17 protein-coding genes are annotated in these 18,848 nt (G+C 41.1%); 3 read left to right on the top strand and 14 right to left on the bottom strand.

Annotated elements, in window-relative coordinates; translation table 11 throughout:
* Positions 1-12 precede the first annotated feature (12 nt).
* The 14 genes from FG28_RS19580 to FG28_RS19515 all read right to left on the bottom strand — a co-directional run bounded on the left by FG28_RS19580 (position 13) and on the right by FG28_RS19515 (position 12,304).
* A complete protein-coding gene (locus FG28_RS19580; RefSeq protein WP_036385799.1) occupies positions 13-486 on the bottom strand; it encodes a nucleoside deaminase in 474 nt (157 codons plus the stop codon).
* A gap of 114 nt (positions 487-600) precedes the next feature.
* Entirely contained in the window at positions 601-2,658 is a 2,058-nt protein-coding gene (locus FG28_RS19575; protein ID WP_036385796.1) for a hypothetical protein, read from the bottom strand.
* A gap of 25 nt (positions 2,659-2,683) precedes the next feature.
* A complete protein-coding gene (locus FG28_RS19570) occupies positions 2,684-3,274 on the bottom strand; it encodes a hypothetical protein (protein WP_036385795.1) in 591 nt (196 codons plus the stop codon).
* A gap of 50 nt (positions 3,275-3,324) precedes the next feature.
* Entirely contained in the window at positions 3,325-4,413 is a 1,089-nt protein-coding gene (locus FG28_RS19565) for a serine hydrolase (protein ID WP_081894460.1), read from the bottom strand.
* A gap of 82 nt (positions 4,414-4,495) precedes the next feature.
* A complete protein-coding gene (locus FG28_RS19560; RefSeq protein ID WP_036385791.1) occupies positions 4,496-5,074 on the bottom strand; it encodes a c-type cytochrome in 579 nt (192 codons plus the stop codon).
* 33 nt (positions 5,075-5,107) lie between these two features.
* Positions 5,108-6,676, bottom strand: coding sequence for a serine hydrolase (locus FG28_RS19555; protein ID WP_036385789.1), 1,569 nt, complete (start codon positions 6,674-6,676; stop codon positions 5,108-5,110).
* Positions 6,677-6,735: 59 nt separating this feature from the next.
* The gene (locus tag FG28_RS19550) at positions 6,736-7,317 is read right to left on the bottom strand and encodes a DinB family protein (protein ID WP_036385787.1); all 582 of its coding nucleotides are present in this window, start codon (positions 7,315-7,317) and stop codon (positions 6,736-6,738) included.
* A gap of 70 nt (positions 7,318-7,387) precedes the next feature.
* Positions 7,388-7,927 (bottom strand): Crp/Fnr family transcriptional regulator, encoded by a 540-nt coding sequence (locus FG28_RS19545; RefSeq protein WP_036385784.1) that lies wholly within the window; start codon positions 7,925-7,927, stop codon positions 7,388-7,390.
* Positions 7,928-7,991: 64 nt separating this feature from the next.
* Positions 7,992-9,359 (bottom strand): amidohydrolase family protein, encoded by a 1,368-nt coding sequence (locus FG28_RS19540; protein ID WP_051947516.1) that lies wholly within the window; start codon positions 9,357-9,359, stop codon positions 7,992-7,994.
* A 102-nt stretch (positions 9,360-9,461) separates the two neighbouring features.
* Entirely contained in the window at positions 9,462-10,283 is an 822-nt protein-coding gene (locus tag FG28_RS19535; RefSeq protein ID WP_036385782.1) for a GNAT family N-acetyltransferase, read from the bottom strand.
* A gap of 3 nt (positions 10,284-10,286) precedes the next feature.
* Positions 10,287-10,727 carry a hypothetical protein gene (locus tag FG28_RS19530; protein ID WP_036385776.1) on the bottom strand — a complete coding sequence of 147 codons (441 nt, stop codon included), beginning with the start codon at positions 10,725-10,727 and terminating at the stop codon, positions 10,287-10,289.
* 26 nt (positions 10,728-10,753) lie between these two features.
* Positions 10,754-11,242, bottom strand: coding sequence for a cupin domain-containing protein (locus FG28_RS20335; protein WP_051947514.1), 489 nt, complete (start codon positions 11,240-11,242; stop codon positions 10,754-10,756).
* Positions 11,243-11,261: 19 nt separating this feature from the next.
* Positions 11,262-11,660: a VOC family protein gene (locus FG28_RS19520; protein WP_036385775.1), complete on the bottom strand. Its 399-nt coding sequence runs from the start codon at positions 11,658-11,660 to the stop codon at positions 11,262-11,264.
* A gap of 74 nt (positions 11,661-11,734) precedes the next feature.
* Positions 11,735-12,304 (bottom strand): Crp/Fnr family transcriptional regulator, encoded by a 570-nt coding sequence (locus FG28_RS19515; RefSeq protein WP_051947512.1) that lies wholly within the window; start codon positions 12,302-12,304, stop codon positions 11,735-11,737.
* A gap of 570 nt (positions 12,305-12,874) precedes the next feature.
* On the opposite strand from FG28_RS19515, the gene FG28_RS19510 reads away from it, so the two are divergent.
* Genes FG28_RS19510 through FG28_RS19500 form a run of 3 tightly spaced genes read left to right on the top strand, consistent with a single transcriptional unit; the run spans position 12,875 to position 18,820 of the window.
* Positions 12,875-16,396 carry a PVC-type heme-binding CxxCH protein gene (locus tag FG28_RS19510; RefSeq protein ID WP_036385774.1) on the top strand — a complete coding sequence of 1,174 codons (3,522 nt, stop codon included), beginning with the start codon at positions 12,875-12,877 and terminating at the stop codon, positions 16,394-16,396.
* A 23-nt stretch (positions 16,397-16,419) separates the two neighbouring features.
* Entirely contained in the window at positions 16,420-17,940 is a 1,521-nt protein-coding gene (locus FG28_RS19505; protein WP_036385771.1) for a sugar MFS transporter, read from the top strand.
* 13 nt (positions 17,941-17,953) lie between these two features.
* Positions 17,954-18,820, top strand: a complete 867-nt coding sequence (locus tag FG28_RS19500) for a sugar phosphate isomerase/epimerase (protein ID WP_036385769.1) — start codon at positions 17,954-17,956, stop codon at positions 18,818-18,820.
* The last annotated feature ends 28 nt before the right edge of the window (positions 18,821-18,848 follow it).

Here is an 18,848-nt window from a genome sequence, read left to right as displayed (position 1 = left end):
TTTATGCGCTTTCTAAATCGCCAATATTTTTAAATATTCATCATAAGCTTCAATTTGCAATATGGGTCCAACAACTTCTACTTTTCGACCTCCTTTTTGCAACAATTCAATGGCTGGAATTTCAAAAACCAAATTTGAACCATCCCTTCCTATAATATCATAAAATGTGGTCTTGGCCAATGCATAAACCAATCGTCCGATACCACTCCAATAAATGGCAGAAGTACACATAGGGCAGGGTTCTACACTTGTGAATATGGTGCAATTGTTCAAATATGAAAAATCAAATGTCCTGCTGGCTTCCCTAATAAGGTTGACCTCTGCATGGGCAAGGCAATCCTTATCTGAATTTATGGTGTTTTGTCCTGTTAAAAGGACTTCCCCTTGTTGATTTACCAAGATGCATCCAAAAGGCAGATTGCCTTTTTGCTTTGATTCCTTGGCAATTTGAATGGCCATTCTTAGAAAGGTTATTTCGCTCTTCACTTAAATGTTTTTTTAATCAAAAAAAAAACCACCAAATATTTTATCTGGTGGTTTCAACTTAACTAAACACTGATTAAATATTTATGAATGCCCCCTAATCCCTTTGGAAAATAGTTACCACACATAAACAGTACTTTCTGGAATATTTAGATAGCTAATATTGGTATCGATCAAATTGGATCTCTGATTATTATAGACCGAGATGCCATGTTGACCACTAAAACCAATAATTGAATTTGATATGGTAAGTTTTCCTTCTGGACTATTATCTATGATAATATTTGCTGAAAAGCTATTAGCTACCTTTTTGCCCCCATGTAGAACTTCCACATAATCAAAATGGTTGGAGGCGTTGCTATTGGAGAAAGTAAACCCGTACCAACTTCCAGCCATTTCATTGGTGTTCTTGAAAACAATATGCTTGTTTGCTGAGCCCAAAGCATTGATGTAACCCTCACGGCCATTGGCATCTTCCACTACAATCCTGGCGTCGTTTTCCATTTCAATAATTACGCCTTCAGCCAATTTTAGGCCAGACCAAACAACTAGGTCTTTGCTTAATCCTTTAATGTGGTAGCTCATATTACTATGGTTAAACCCAGCCCAAACGGTTTCCAAATCACTGGCTATAGGATAATTTCCATCAACCCTAACCTTTGGAATACCATTGTTGGTGAAATGGGTATAGTAATCAATGACTGCCACATTCTTGGTCGAAACTGCCATCGGGTACCCGGCTTGGCCTCGAATTTGATTTTCAACAAAACTTGTAATTTGTGCTCCCTCTGAAGTAGCTTCAATGCCATCTCCAGCTCCTTCGTTAATATTTGTGTGGTCAATTGATGCAACACCGTATGGCCCCAAATGAATGGAAGCTGGTTGACTTCCGGCCAAGGGTGAACTTCCCGCATTTTGTATCACGGCATGTTCAAATTTAGAAGGATTATTGTCACTATGTTGAATGAAAATCCCTTTCCAATACCCAGCAACGTTTTCTACACCTTTAAACTCTACCCATTTACCATCTGTTCCCAATGCTTTTATTGCCCCTCCGTTCATGGCGGCTATCTGTTTGTCCTGAGAGACTGTAATACTGGCATATTGAGGCAATTCCAAGGTTGTTCCATCAATGATTTTTAGATCTTCCAACAATGTGTAGAGGTATTGGCCCCAGGTTATTATTTCGCCACTGTCCAGAAACGTAGTGGTTACAGCAACATCTCCATCCCAAAACTGATTGCCTGGTTGAATCTTTTTTACCTCATGGGCCGGTAAAGCAATTACGTGCCCAACGTTAAGTGACCCCTTAAAGTAGTTTGTAGTAAAGGAATTGATTACTGCACTGGGAGCAACATAGATTTGCAGCCCTTCATTTTCATCAAATACAGAACTTTCAACACTTAATTTGCTGAAATCGTCCATCCAAACTGCAGCTTTGGTGGCATACAAGTCATTTTCGGCACCAGCATGATTAATTACAGTATATTTTAAGATGTTTTGCTCATCATCTGACTGCAGTAAAATACCTGCCCAATACCCGGGAGTTGCATTTTGACCTACCAGATACACTTTTTTCTCATCCTCAACTTCACCTTCAGAGATCAAGGTTCCTGAGGAAGTTATGGTGAGTGCAGCATTTTCTGCAAAAGCAACCCTAACACCCGGATTGATGGTCAACTTAGCGGTTGACTTTATCGGTTTAGTGATTAAATAATCAATTTTGGTGTAATCCTCTGGAAAAATATCATTCAGAATCCTGTCTTCCGTAATGTCTTCAGATATGATGACCATTTGCTGGGTGGCCACTTCGGAAACAGTTATTTTTACCTCATCCTTGTCGGTCCAATTGTCCTTGCTGATTTCCAACTCCACAATGTAATCACCAGCAGTATTGGCCTCAAAATCTGGTGTTGCAGTATCATCGTCCGTTAGTGTAGCTGTACTACCGGAAGGTTTAGTCTTCACACTCCAGAGATAATCAAAGGTATCTCCTTCAGAATCTTTGGAAGCAATACCATCAAGCGCAACGGATACATCAACTGTAGTTTGTTTATCCTGCCCCGCGTTGGCGGTTAAGGGATTCATGATGACTTCTCCATCATCATTTTGACAAGAAAAAATGGTTAAGGCGGACAATAGTAGTCCTGCCAATTTTATGATTGACTTTTTCATTATATGTTTATTTTAGAGGTTGAGATTAAATTTTTGTTTGTGAATAAGCGGTTTCAGAGCCATCTGGATGTATCAAAGTGAGCACCTTTACTTCGTTTCCGTGATACTTTTCACCATCCGTTATTTTGAAGTTTAGAGAGAAGCTGCCTTTATCCTCATCTCGGTCAAAATCATTACCGGGATTGCAAACACTGTGATATTTTTTACGTCTTACAGTTGGATGAAAGGTCATTTTATTGTCCTCCACATTCACGGTTCCTTTAAGATATTCTGCCGTATAGACCTGGCAGCCTCCTGTACTTGTACTTGCCACTACGGTCCAAATAAAGTTTGCTTTGTCGTCTATTTGAAGGCCAAAACCAGGCCTCGGGTCCATGGACCAAGCGTCATGACTTCCACGAAACCACACTTTGGTGTTGGAATTGTACAACAATGGTTCAAATTCATATTGCATAAACCAACTCCAAGAGTCCATCCAATCGCCTGTTAGGGTAGCGGGAACTTCACTTGTTGGGGGTTCATTCACAGGTTCTTCTCCATCATCGTTGGAACAAGCATACGAGCTTAAAATTCCGGTTATGGCCATACACAAAATGACCTTTTTAAAAGTTTTCATAGAATATTAATTAGTAAAAGTTTATAACTGCTGTTGGTCAGGAAAACCCTTTATTTTTCTTCGGTTTGCAAATAGAGTTTTAAGACACTTGAGGTTAAAAAGGGGCGCAATGAAATTTGGTTTGTCAATACAATCACCGTGATTTTTTTATCAGGTAGCCTCATAATATCCGCAAGGGCAGGTCCCCCGCTATGACCAGTTGCTGTTGCTTCGCCAAAATGGTCCACAATCCAACCAATACCAAAAGGGGAGTTGGATTCGTCCCTTAATTTTATGGGCGTCCAAAGCAGGTTTTGATATTTTTCCGATAGTAGGGTGTTCTTGTCCAAGGCCACAATCCATTTGGACAAGTCTTCAATAGAAGAAAAAAGTCCACCTGCCGGATAGGTCCATTTTGGGAAGAGCATCGAGAAAATGCGTTGCCTTTGCTTTTCACTGTCCCAAACATAAGTGGTGGCAGCGTTGGGCATCATATCTTGGGTGCGATAGATAAAATCCTGTTCCATGTTATTGTATCCAGAATTTTTCATTCCAAGTTTGTCAAAAAGATAGGTTGACATGAATTCCTGAAATGGAACACCACTTACATTCTCAATTATTTTCATCATTACAGCATAATCCCCACCGGCATAAACGGTTTTGGTCCCGGGTTCAAAATCCAGCGGTTCAGTAGTGGCAGCTTGCAAAGCTTCATCCACAGAATTGAACTCTTCTTTCTGTGCCAAAAGATCTACTATGCCCGATTGATGGGCCACTAAATCTTTAATGAGCATGGACTCCCATGAGCTGGGAAGGCCTTTTACATAATGACTCACTCTTTCCTCCAAGTCCAGCTTTCCCTCCTCTATGAGCATGGCAATCGCTGTTGCACTCAATAATTTGGTGACGGATGCCAACTGAAACGAGGTTTGTTCTGTGCTGGGCACTTTAAATTCCAAATTGGCCATTCCATAGGAACCGATGCATTTGACATCACCATTCTCAATAATGGCGACAGAAAGTGCAGGAATATGGTGTTCATCAATTTGAGCCGTCAAAAAACTGTCTATTTTTGCCGCTCTTTCAAAAATGTCCTGAGCATTGGCCAAAACAATGGCGCACAAGGACATCGCAAACGCTAAAATGCTTTTACTAGTCATGTTTTTTTATTAAAAAGGTTTCTAAAAAGTCCTTTTGGCTAGTGTTTTAGCCAAAATGGATGCTTGCGTCCAAAATGGAGAGCTAAAAATTCAGCATAGGAGATGGCACAATATTATCTACAGGCTTAGTACTTTTTAAGTAGTCATAAATGGCCTTGATGTCGTCGTCACTCAATGCCTTATACGCTTGCCATGGCATGGGAGGCAGAAGGGTTCTGCTATTTTCAATTCCCTTGAACTTTCCTTCGGTAAGGGCCTTCTTAAATTGGGCGAGTGACCAAGTTCCAATCCCGGTATCACTGGAAGAAATGTTTCCTGCAAAGGAAACTCCCCAAGGGCCTACTGCTGCGGTAAGATCTGGATAAAAAAGCACCCATTTTTTGGCAATCTCCTTTTCACTGTCACTTAGTTCTGGGAATGGCTGCGAACCATCATAACCTCCAAAAAGTCGGGAAGGATTGGGAACCGGACCGTTTGGCGTGAAAACTTTTGGAGAATGACAAGATGTACAGTCCATGATTTCCACTAGATATTTGCCCCGCTCAATGGAAGATTCCATTTTTACGGGTACATCTTCAATTGATGCTTCTTTAGTTGCATTGTTTTGGCAAGCAGCAAGCAGAATGCCCAATGTGGCGCTTAAAATTAATTGTGATTTCATTTTTTTGATTGATGATGAATTAATATTGAAAATTTAGTCTAGTACTCGATAGAGTAGCAAATCTTGAAAATCGTAACTGAAATCAATGTTGGGCGATATGCCTTTCATTCTAATTTCGGTGGCCAATCCTTCCTCATTTAGAACGAAAGAAGCAAAGGCATCGGCCTGAAGATCACGGTCCTCCCATTTTATGGCAAAGGTGTTGGCCTTGTAATGATACATAGAACCTGTCAACTTGGGTGAGCGGTACGATTTGAACCATAACTGCCCATTATTCTTATGGATTTCAATTTTACCGAACCACCTGTCTTCGTAAGTTCCTATGTAATCATCAAAATTGATTGGCAGGCTTTTGTTGGCATCAATAATTTTCCAAACTGCCGTGGTGATAGAGTCTCCTTGCTGTTGCCGGTGTTGAAACCGTTGTTGGTATACGCTCACCCAATCTTTTGAGTCCAATCCCAGATAACTATCAGCGATAGTTTTGGAAACCGATGAAAAGAAGGCTCCGCCGGATTCGCTAGTGTTGGTTAAAATAACAATACCCAGATTCATTTCTGGAAGTAACCATATTTTGGTCATGATGCCTGGCCCACCACCTGTGTGTACCAAACTGAGATTGCCACGAACGTCGGATACGAACCACCCCAAACCATACCCCAAGAAGTGGGAATTGTACCTTGGGTCGTTGCTGGCATCCATAACGGTATGAATCTTCCACATTTCATATTGGCTTTCCGATGAGAACAATTGTTTCTGTAAGTCTTTACCGTATTTGCCATTATTGAGATGAACCAACATCCATTTGCACATGTCCTCAGCACTGGAAAAAATGCCCCCGGCGGCACCATTTACGTTCTCCCTAAAATGCGCTATTGTTCTTATACCGTTGCTCGCGCTTATGTGGGGAACGGCAACTTGATTCAAATCCTTGACATTATCAAGTCTGGAATAGGTGTTTTCCAATTGAAGCGGCTCAAAAATACTTTTCTCCACAAAACGTTCCCAACTGGAATCGGTTACTCTTGCTATTACTTCGCCAGCCACCCAGTACAAAAGGTTGTCATAGTCGAACTGGGTCCTAAAAGGAGATTTGGGCTCAAAATATTGAAAGCTCTCCAATACGTCCTCAATTGTAAAGTTACTACCGGAGGGGTAGCCCATCAGGTCACCTACGCCCATGCCCAGGCCACTTCGGTGGGTCAGTAAATCTTTAATGGTAAAGTTTTCCGTTACATAGGAATCATACATTTTAAATTCCGGAATATACTTTATGACTTTGTCATTCCATGAGATTTTACCCTCTTCCACCAAAATGGCCAACGCTGTGGTAGTGAAGGCTTTTCCTAAAGAAGCGATGGCAAATGGTGTGGTCCCGGTTATGGGAAGCTTGGTGTCCACGGATTTTACTCCATATCCTTTTAGGTGAACGATCTTCCCATCCTTGACAATGCCAACGGAAGCCCCGGCCACGCCGAAAGTTTCCAATGCTTTGTTTGCCAACTCATCAACTTTAGTGGACGACATTTGGGAATACATTGAAAGGTGGAGTAGGATGGTCAACGCCAATAGACACGTTTGGCCTATAACACGACTGTTCATTTTTTTGATTTATTTAATGATTGATGATAAATTTAAATTGGGAGACTGTTGATGTCCAATTATGTGACAGAGAGCACCCTACTTTTTCCAACCTTTTGAAGCATTTCGCCTGCCTGAACCAGATGACGTTCGTTGTGATGAACAACAAATCGTAAGGTGTCACCCAGATTGAGGTATAAAAAATTGGAAAGTGTCGTTTTTATTTTGATTTTTTTCAAATTGTAATGCTTGCTTCTGTTGAGGAGTTCCAGCAATCTTTTTTGTTGGGCGATAAATCTGTCCACTGTTTCCATAGTGAGGTCTGAAGCAATGGGATCCATGGCCTTGGTTGTTTTCATTTTTTTAATATCACCTTCAACGGGACGAATGATCTTAACAAAATAATTGCCCAGAATACTTCCTTTAAAGTTTTTAAGCCCATCACCGGGTTTGGAATTGTTCAGCGCTTTTTCAATCTCATCCAAATAATGGTCCCCATAAAGGTTTAAGTGCTCCAAACACTCGTAGATGTTCCAAACATTTTGTTCTGGCTTGAACTTAAGTTGGTAGTGGTCCAATTTTTTAAGGGCCAAGCCAAATTGTACGGCCTTCTGGGTGAGCTCGGTCAATTCATCGAATAATTCATCAACAGATATGTGCATTTCCTTTTTTTTACAAATATCGATTGGATCTTGTCCATTTGCATTGATTCAAATCAAGAATTACAAAGGCCTATTTATTCCGAAGTCTGCTCAAGGTCTCAGGGGTCATCCGAAGATAGGAAGCAATATATTTCAATGGGATTTCCTGAAAAAGCTGGGGGCTTCTTTCAAGCACACGATTGTACCGTTCCACAGGAGCTTCGGTCAATAGATCAATCTCTCGTTCCAACTGTTGTAATGCCAACTGTTCCATTAATCCACTATACTCTTTTAGACTTTGAATATCACCTCGGACAAATTCAAAGAATGTCATTTTTGGAATTTGGTACACTATGGTTTTTCTGATGGCCTGAATGTAATATTGTGATGTTTTACCCGAAAGAAACGAATCCAAGGAGGTAATAATATTGCCCGTGTACCCAAATCGAATATCGTGTTCTGCATTTCTGGAAACATAAAAAAGGCGCAAAGCGCCTTCTTCAATATAGTAAATGTGATTCTCTACCACACCGGGAGTCAATAAATATTCATGTCGGGACAATTCCCGCCTTTCCGACTTAAGGTGTTCCTTGGATCTTAAGGCTTCCATAAGACTGGGCCTATCATTCATTTCTGTATGGTTTGACCCCTAAAGATCTGATAAAAAATCATTGCAAGGTCAAATAAAAGGTCATTTATTGGTTTTTCACGGCAGTTTTTGATGTTAGCTGCCCCATGATCTTAGTTGCATTTACCTGACATTCCAATATAAGTTCGTGGGTTGTTTGATATGTTATTTTACCACCTTGTTTTACAATGTTTCCAGCAATTATCACAGTATCCACATCATGTTCTTTGGCATATAAAACCATACTTGAAAGGGGGTTGAAGGAAGGGGCCGTACCAAGTTTTTGGATATCTATCAGAATTATATCAGCTTGCTTGCCAACCTCCAGTGATCCTATGTATTGGTCCATGCCGAGCGTTTTTGCGCCATCAATGGTCGCCATTTTAAATATATCCACATCGCGGAGGGCAACTTGTTGGGACATGTCCCCGCGTTTATAGTTTTTCTCATTTTGAATGGCGCGTTCTGTTTGTAATGCTGTTTTCATTTGATCAAAAAGGTTCCCCGAAGTGGCAGTGACCACATCTACCCCCAAACCGGAGGTAAGGTTATGTTTTAAGGCTTTTCCTGTGGCGGGCAGTCCCAATCCCATCTGAAGCTCTACTTCTGGCGTGATGGAGAGTGTACAACCATGATCTGCCAACAAACAAAAATCAGCATCACTTAAGGTATTTCCATGCGCAAAATTTAGATCGGGGCCCAACAATCCAAGTTGATCCAATTTTTGCACCCCTTTATATTTAGGGCCAAAAACCCCGCCTCCAATGTGCATGGAAATTTGAAGCCCAAGGTCTCTTCCCATTTCTATATCCTGTTTGGCAATCTCCAGATCGGAATACTCGGGCCCCCTTATGGCCAAGGCCATGGTAACAAGCTCATTTTCTGAACTGAAATATTTCTTTTTGATGTCATACGCATTTTGGGGATGTGGATTTTTACTCTCGTAGAACCATTCCCATACGGAGGTGCCCGGGGTTCCATAGCCAAATTTGGCCCGTATACCTGAATCTCGTAGTGCCCTAATGGCAGCTTCTGCATGTTCATCGGAATTCATGACATGTGACCAATCAAAAATTGTTGTGATTCCTGAGTTGATGGCCTCCAGTGCACCCAATAGGTTCCCAAGATAGACATCCAATGGACCCATCTTAGGAGCAATGTCGCCAAGCATCCCGTTCAAATACTCCATTAATGTCCAATTGCTTGCAGTGCCTTTAAAGGCTGTTTCCCACAAATGTCGATGGGTATCGATCAACCCGGGGCTTACAATCATTCCGTTTGCAGAAATTTCCTCAACATCTGGTATTGAAATGTTCTTCTCAATATTGGAAATTTTATCGTTTTCCACTAGAATGTCCAGTTCCTCACAGACCAAGGAACCTTTTTGAAAGGTGAGAACGGTCCCCCCTTTTATTAGAATTTTTCTTGTACTCATGCTTTTTGATTTATGAGGTCAAAATTGCCTGTAATGCTTCAAAAAACACTTGATTTGGGTCAAGAGATGCGCTTGGCTGAAACTTGGTTGGACACTATCAGTTTAGAGGACCATTTGCATTTCGTACTGATCTAGGTAATTTGTGAGTCCGGCATTTTGGAGGTAGGTGATTTTATCCGTCAACCTTTCATCAACGTTGTTGATCTTGATTTGGCCTGCAATTTGTACCAGTCCGGAAAATAGTCGATTCCATGCACCTGGGTTTTCCACCAGAACTTCCATCTGGGCAACATACCCACCGCTGGGTGCTATTATAAAATATGATTCCGTAGTGCCCTGAAACAGAATTTCAAAATATCTGTAGTTTCCTTTGGTAATGGTCAATGCGTGATTTTCCCAAGAATACCAGTTTTGGTTTAACAGCATGATCAACACTTCAGTTGTGAAGCTACCTTCGCAAACTTGATGATCTCCTGAAGTCTTGTTGGGCAATGTGCCATTAAAGCATTTATAACGTTTGGAGATTTCAAAACCAACGTTTCCATATGCTTTAATGGCTTTTTCATTCTTGGTGATTACTTCAAGGGTGCATCGCTCTACTTCATTTGCCTTTAGTATGGGAATGGCATGGTCATAAATGGATTTCACCAATTTCTTGCCCCTAAACTCGGGAAGAACCCCAGTACAGGCATTGTAAGCGGTGAGCAGTCCTTCCCTGCAATCAACGGCATTAAGAACAAAGCCCACCAATTTATTACCGTGAAAAGCACCAAAGGACAATCCATAATTTACATTGGCCATCCTCCAACGCTCTTTGTAATATTCACGGTCCTTGGATATATCAACATAATACTTATGGAACGCTTGGAAAAAGCATTCCAAGATATCATTGAAGGGGGTATCCCTTAAACTTCTTATTTGCATTTTTTAATGGGAAAGTTCGGCATAGCGTTTGGTCAACCATGCTTCGGCCTGTGAAATGGTCTCGCACAACACGGTGGTAACCATATCATTGCTCTTTTTTTGTAACTCTATTGAAGAAAGTTTGGAAAACAGGTCTGGCGAAATGATACTGATGTTGTATCTAAGGCCAAACTCATAATTAAGAGGGAAAAAATAGTTGCTGATCCAATCTACAAGTCCTGCCCAGGCCCCTTCTATTTCCTTGGTGTCGTGTACGTGGAATTTACAGCCTTTCTTGAATCCTTCTCTTTTTTGCCATTCATACATTTTCATGGAAGCTGCCTTGACCTCATCTTCCGAACAAAATCCTATCCATTTCATCAAAAGATAGTTTTTTATGGGCTCATAGCTTAATTTGGCATAGATTTCCCCAGCGTCATTTCTAATAAGGTCAACAACTATCATCCTAAAGAAAATAAAGAGTAAGATAATTAGTTTTTGGCGATTTTCGGTACTATAAATTGAACGTTGTGCTCCTCGGCATGTTTAAATGCCCTCTCCACATTTAATTTTGAGAAGTCCGGTGCTTTTTCCAAATCTGGATAATCAGAATTAGTGGTTATAGGGTCCCCGATTGCCCTAAAATAATCGAGTAAGTTACCGGGGGTAAGTATAACGACCATTTTACCGGGCGTCTTGCCTACGTTTTTAAAGGTATGTACTTCATTGGAGGGCACGTGGACAACGCTTCCGGGAAGTGCCTTGAATGGATTGTTTAAATCGTTCTTGACAAATTCAAACTCTCCTTCCAACACATAAAAAACTTCTTCATCTGGATGGGAGTGGGGTGGTGGACCGCCCAGGGGAGGTACGCTTTCCTCAAATATGGCATATTTGTTTTCCGTTTCGGTATTGTTTACCAAGACCTTGATAACATCGGTCAGTATCAGTAACTGTTCGTTTTTTGATAGTGATTTCATTTTATTTCGATTATTTGATTTACGCTAATGTGGTAACTTCAATTCTATTGTTGTCTGGGTCCAAAGTTTCAAATTCATAATAGCCATCACCTGTAATCCTAGGGCCCTTAAGAATTGGAAATCCTTTGTTTTCCAGTTTTTTGGCCATTTGGTCCACTTCACTTTTGGATTCAACCCCAAAGGCAAGATGTATGATTCCCAAATGTTGCTTGATAACTGTATCGTTACTGTTTTTTGGAATCTCGGGCATGGACATCAATTCCAACCGCGCTCCAGACTCAAACGTCAAAAAGTAGCTTTGAAAATGGGTCTTTGGATTTGTGTATTTCTCATTGGGTATTCCAGAAAAATAAGTGGAATAGTATTCCTTGAGCTTTTCAAGATTGGATGTCCAAATGGCCACATGTTCAAGTTTCATCTGTAATTATTTGATCACCTTGAACAAAGAAAGGAAAGCAATCTATTTTTTCAATTGATTCAAATCAAGAAAAGTCAAACTAAAAACTTGGTTCGGTACCGGCTCAGGGTTTCCGGTGTTATGCCCAAATAGCTGGCAACATATCGGAGTGGAATCCTTTTAAAGATTTTGGGATGTTCTTCCATCAAGTTTTGAAACCGTTCCTCTGGGCTTACACTCAGTAATGCCGCCTCCCTTTTTTCGGCCCGTAGTAGTTGTTCCTGTACAATGATGTCCCCCATTTTTTTGAGGGAGTCATATTTTGATATCAATTCCATCACATCATCACGGTGGAGTACATAAAACGTGCAATTTTCTATTGCTGCAATGTTGACCAAGGAAGGGGTTTGGGACAAAAAACTGGCCAGTGAACCTACCATGGAATTTTCGAAGAAAAAATCGTTGCAAACCTCTTTGTCCGGCGAATCATAAAACAGTCGCATAGATCCCTTTGATATAAAGGCCAACCTATTGCATACCTGTCCAGATTTTAGAAAGATTTCATTTCTATTAAGGTGTTCTTCCTTCATGATGTTTCTAAGTGTGGACAATTCTTCCTCCGAAGCCTTAAATGTTCTTTCTATATTGAAGATGAGGTGGTTCATTTTATTTTTTTATAAATCAATGTTAGAAAAGTACGCTCAAATTTAATTGAAAGACGTGTGTGTTTTGAAAAAGCTTATTGAAATTACCTTTTTTGTTTTTGCAACCAATCAAAAAGTTTAATAGGGTGTTTTTTACATCCACCGTTTATCAATCAAATTTTTCTTAATAATCCCAAGGTTTAACCTGTGAGCGGTATGGTTGACTGTGGAATTATCCTCAGGGGAGAGCCTACCGATTTTAGTACTTGTATAGAAATCAAAACCTTAAGTCATGAAGCAGTATTTGTATTATGTTGTTTCCAAGAAAAAGTAACTCTACAGCTTATCGAGAGCATACATTGAGACCATAGCCTATTTGAATTGTTAAGGTTATTGAAGAAGTAACGTATAACCTCAAATATGTTAATCTTATACTAAAAAGAATGTTTTTTTGATCACTAACCAGTGAAATAAATGACAATTTGAAAAAAAACCTTATTTTTAAAAAGTGTGAAGTGAACACTTTATTTTAGACGGTTCATTTTGCGAGTTAAATCAAATCAAAATCAAGTAATAACCAATTATCAACTAATGCAGAATAAAAAAGGTTGGCTAAGGTTAGCCATTGTGGTCTCACTTTGCGTCATGATTAGCTCATGTAACAGCAAGAAATCCAACACCACGGACAATACTCCAAAAAGAATGGAGATTCTCTTTTTGGGTCATAAGACGAATTCCCATCACAACTCTGAAAAGTTGGCAAGTATTCTATCGAGGGAATACTTTAGAAGTGGCATCAATATCTCATTTACCGATGATCCAGACGATCTAAATAAAGAAAACCTTTCTCACTATGCGGGGTTGGTGGTTTATGCAAATCATGACTCAATTACCGATCCCCAGGCAGAAGCTTTGTTGGGTTATGTTAGGGGTGGCAAAGGTTTGATTGCACTGCATTGCGCCTCTTTTTGTTTTAGAAATAGCGATGAGGTCGTTGAGATGATAGGTGGTCAGTTCAAAAGTCATGAGTACGATACCATTCAAAACGTTGTCCTAAAGCCAGAGCATGAGGTGATGCAAGGAATTACAGACTTTAAAACGTATGATGAAACCTATGTTCACGATAAAATTTCACCCAATATTGAGGTGTTGACAGAACGTGTTGAAGGTGACCACCATGAACCTTATACTTGGATTAGGCCTTATGGAGAAGGTCGAGTGTTTTATACCGCTTATGGCCATGATGAGGTAACATTCAATACGCAAGGCTTTTTAGACTTGGTAAAAAATGGGATTATGTGGTCCGTTGGGGAGGAAGCCAAAGCAAACCTTGAAAAGGTAGCTATAGCTGATCCTGAATACACCGATGGACTTGTGCCGAACTACGAAAAAAGAGACCCTGCACCGCGGGTACAACAACCTTTGACTCCAGAAGAGTCGATGTCCTTGATGCAAGTTCCCGTTGGGTTTGAGCTCAAGCTATTTGCATCAGAACCTATGCTTTATAACCCAATGTATATGAATTGGGATGAGAAAGGAAGACTCTGGGTCATTGAAACGGTTGATTATCCCAACGAAGTAAAGGATGATGACCTAGGGGATGACCGTATTAAAATATTGGAAGATACCGATGGTGACGGTAAAGCAGATAAAGTGACCACCTTCGCCGAAAAATTGAACATTCCTACCAGTTTTGTATTCTCCAATGGCGGTATCATTGTTAGCCAGTCCCCATCATTTCTGTTTCTTAAGGACACAGATGGCGACGATGTGGCTGATGTACGGGAATATATTTTACCTGGGTGGGGAAAACATGATACCCATGCCCAATCTTCAAATTTACGATATGGTTTGGACAACGATATTTGGGGTATGGTAGGCTATTCCGGATTTGAAGGCGTGTCCCAGCAAGGTAGCGCGGATTCTTTGAAGTTTGACAATGCCATGTACAAATTTGACCCAAATACGAGGGACATTGAGCATTTAGGAGATGCTTCAAATAACACATGGGGACTAGGTTTCTCTGAAGAATTTGATGTCTTCATTTCCACAGCGAATAATACGCACACCGCATTTTTTGGGATTCCAAAAAGATATTTCGAAAAAGCGGACATCGACGAAAACGGTGTTACCAAATTAGACGCCCATTACGATATGCGCTATGCTATCAAGGCCCTTCGACAGGTAGATGTCATGGGAGGGTTTACCGCAGCAGCGGGTCATAGTTTATATACAGCAAGGGACTTTCCCAAATCGTATTGGAACAGTGTGGCATTCGTTACCGAACCGACAGGTAGATTGGTGCACAGAGTACGTTTAAAGCAAGAAGGAGCTGGCTTTATAGAAGATGGCGATGGTTGGAACTTATTGACAAGTGGTGATGAATGGGCAGGGCCCATTCAAGCTGAAGTAGGACCTGATGGAGCTGTTTGGATAGCCGATTGGTACAATTTTATTATTCAGCATAATCCAACACCTTCTCCTAGTTCTGCCGGGGTAGAGGCCATGAATGGGTACGGAAATGCGTATGTGAACCCCTTGAGAGACCGTTCTCGAGGACGAATTTATCGCGTAGTTTACAAAGGGCATGACAAGCATAATACCCTTGAATTGGACAAAGACGATAAACAAGGTCTTGTAAAAGCCTTGTCCAACAACAATATGCTTTGGAGAACGCATGCACAACGATTGTTGGTGGAAAATGGGGATACCTCTGTATTTCCAGAATTGTATACGTTGGTACAAGATGAATCCGTTGACGAAGTAGGAATCAATGCTCCAGCTATTCATGCCTTGTGGACACTCCATGGATTAGGGGCCTTTGATGGTTCTAACCAAGAGGCATTGGATGTGGCTACAAAAGCATTGTCTCATCCTACTGCGGGGGTTAGACGTGCAGCCATTCAGGTGTTGCCTAAAACCGTGGAAACCTTTGAAGCCATTGAGAAAGCTGGACTATTTGCAGATGAGGATTACCGGGTACGATTGGCAGCTGCACTATTCACAACCGAATTGCCTCCATCCGATTCTATTGGAAAGGTGCTTGTAGATATGGCCGAGAAGGAAGAAAACTTCAGCGATATGTGGCTGAAACATGCCTTGACCATTTCAGGCAAATTAAATGCAAACGGATTTAAAGCTGAGTTTGCCAAAAGGGGGTACAAGCAGAATCCTTCTCTAATGGAAGCCTCCCTAGCCCAGAAATTGGCCTATGGTTCCCAACTAAATATGGTGCAACTTCGTAGAACATGGAGACGTGCAGTGCCATTAACTCCGGAAGTAGCCAATAGAGAATGGATTGTTTCTGGTGACATAGAAAATAATTCAGACGAAGAGCATTCAGGGCTTATTATGGTGCAAGGAAACCGAAGAAATGGGTATGGACTGTTTTTTATGGATGGACAATTAAATTTTGTCATCAACCAAAATGGCAGAACGTACAAAGTGGTGAATTCCGAGCGCCTTCCCAAGAACTTCAAGTTTGTGGCAGGATTACAGGAAGACGGTGTAATGAAGTTGGTAATTGATGGAGAGGAAGTTGGTTCGACCCAGACGGCGGGTCTTTTCAAAAATGATTTAGAAAAAGAACGTGGTGTAAGGGTTGGTTTTGAAAGAAGTACCGGCGGCGATAAAGTGGCCGATTACCCTGATTTATTCTATTCCAGAACAACCTCATTCAGAAATGGAAAGCTGGAAATTTTAGATACTTCTGCAGTGACTGAAGTTGTTGAGGATGTGGATCAGGTAATTGTCCTGAACACCTTGAAGGACGTCATGAAATATGACAAAGAGTTAATTACCGCCAAGGCAGGCACAACCATTCAGATTGTGCTAAACAATCCAGATTTTATGCAGCACAATTTGGTGCTGGTTCAACCTGGAACCAAGGATAAAGTTGGGGCAGAGGCCGATAAATTGGCAATGGCCAGTAATGGGCAAGAATTGGAATATATACCCCAAATGCCAGAAGTCATCGCCGCAACGCCTTTAATTAATTCAGGAGGCAGTTATACATTGACCATAAAATTGCCGAATAAGGCAGGAGATTATCCTTATATATGCACATTCCCAGGTCACTGGCGAATTATGCAGGGAGTATTGCGTGTAAATTAATCAACCATTAAGTATTTAAAAGTATGAATAATCAAACTGCTTCCGCGCCAGATAGGCTGTTGTTTTTAACGTGTTTTGTTGCATTGGTAACCACAGCTTTTGGATTTATCCTTCGGGCTATCGTTTTACCGCAATGGGGTATAGATTTTAATTTGACCCAGACCCAATTAGGGGAAATTTCAGGAGTTGGTCTCTGGCCCTTTGCCATTAGTATTGTCCTTTTTAGTCTTGTGGTCGATAAGATAGGCTATAAAACTTCCTTAGGTTTTGCATTTGTATGCCATGTTGCCTCGGTAATTCTTACCGTTACCGCTACGGGCTATAGCTCGTTGTATCTGGCCACTTTTATAGGGGCCATAGGCAATGGCGTTGTAGAGGCTGTTGTAAATCCAGTGGTAGCAACCATGTTTGCCAAAGAAAAAACCAAGTGGTTAAATATGCTGCATGCCGGTTGGCCGGGAGGTTTGGTATTAGGAGGTGTTTTTGCCTTAATAATGGGTGCAGAAATGGATTGGGAGTATAAAATTGCCCTTACATTGATACCGACCTTGATCTATGGTGTGATGATGTTGCGTCGCAAGTTCCCTGTGAATGAACGTGTCCAGGCAGGTGTTTCCTATAAAGAAATGTTGCAGGAAGTTGGAGCCGCTGGTGCGCTTATTATTGTATCCATAGTGGTGTTTCAATTAGGGGAAGTATTTGGCTGGACCCTTTGGTTGAATGTGATCATTATCTTGCTGATTACCGTGTTATTTGGACTCTATACACGAAGTTTCGGCCAGCCATTGTTTGTGATACTTTTGTTGATCATGATACCGTTGGCGGTAACCGAACTCGGTACGGATAGCTGGATTACGGATTTAATGACGCCGGCAATGACCAAAATAGGGCTACAAGCTGGATGGGTGCTGGTGTATACCTCTGCAATTATGTTTGTGCTGCGTTTGTTTGCCGGGCCCATTATCCATAAGGTGTCACCACTCGGATTATTGGCCATTTGTTCATTGGTGGCTGCGGTAGGGCTATTTTTCCTTTCCCAATCAGTTGGTGTAATGATATTGGTTGCTGCTACCATTTACGGATTCGGTAAAGCCTTTTTCTGGCCCACCATGCTTGGTGTGGTCGCAGAACGTTTTCCAAAGGGTGGAGCTTTGACCCTCAATATTATTGGTGGATTGGGCATGATTGCCGCAGGCGTAATTGGAGCGGGAATTATTGGATTTATTCAAGATAGCTCTATTGAAAAAGGAATCAAAGAATATGACAATGTCCAAAATACCGAATTGAGCCAGAAATTTATTACCGATGAAAAAACTAGTGTTTTTGGTAATTATCGGGCCTTGGACAAACAAAAGTTGGAGAATGCATCCGATGCTGAAATTGAAACCATAACAGAGGTTCAGCATCAGTCTAAAAAGGAAGCGTTGCAGTACATTGTTATTTTCCCGATTTTAATGTTTATCAGCTATATGGCGCTTATCCTGTATTTCAAAAAGAAAGGGGGCTATGCTGCCGTAGCACTGACGACGCATGATGATAATTGACAAGTAAGAATACATGACTTTAAAAAATATAAAGTTTGGTGCAAGTACGTGGTTATGGGCCTCCCCTTTTACAACGGAAACCATCGAAGCACTTTTTCCAAAAATTTCCAAATTAGGATTTGATGTCGTAGAAATTGCAGTTGAAGATCCTACGTTGATAGATGTACAAAAAGTAAAGGAGGGTTTAGACAAATATGGACTTGATGTAACCATTTGCGGTGCCTTTGGAAGCTCCCGCGATTTGACCAATGAATCCGTGGAAGTTCAAAAAAATGGACTTTCTTATATTGAAGCGTGTCTGGATATCTGTGAGGAATTGGGTGTTTCCTTTTTTGCGGGACCTATGTACTCCGCTGTTGGAAAGGCAAGAATGTTGCCCCCTGAACAACGAAAGGCGGAATGGGATTTGGCTGTGAAAAACTTGCGAAACGTTTGTGAGATGGCTGAAAATAGAGGGTTAAAAATCGCTTTGGAGCCATTAAACAGGTTCGAATCAGATTTGGTGAACACCACGGATGATGCCCTTCGAATGGTAAAGGACATCAATCATTCGTCAGCTAAAGTAATGATTGACAGCTTTCACATGAGTATTGAAGAGCGCGATGTGGAAAGTGCCATCAAGGCAGCTGGCGATAAATTGATTCACGTTCAGGTATCCGAAAATTACAGAGGAGCTCCTGGAAGTGGTCAAACCCCATGGGATGCCTATAAAAGAGGACTTGAAGCCATTGGCTATGAAGGTGTGGTTTCCATTGAAAGTTTTACCACCCAAAATGTGGAGTTGGCGGGAGCGGTTTGTTTTTGGACTCCCAAGGCAGATACGCAGGACGATTTCGCCAAAGACGGACTTCAATTTTTAAAAAAATGGGCTTCAAACTAAGAAGCTCGTTTCATCAGAATTATTAAAA

The sequence above is a fragment of the Muricauda sp. MAR_2010_75 genome, assembly GCF_000745185.1.
In the GTDB taxonomy this organism is placed as follows: Bacteria; Bacteroidota; Bacteroidia; order Flavobacteriales; family Flavobacteriaceae; genus Flagellimonas.
This window is presented reverse-complemented; position numbering and strand designations above follow the sequence as displayed.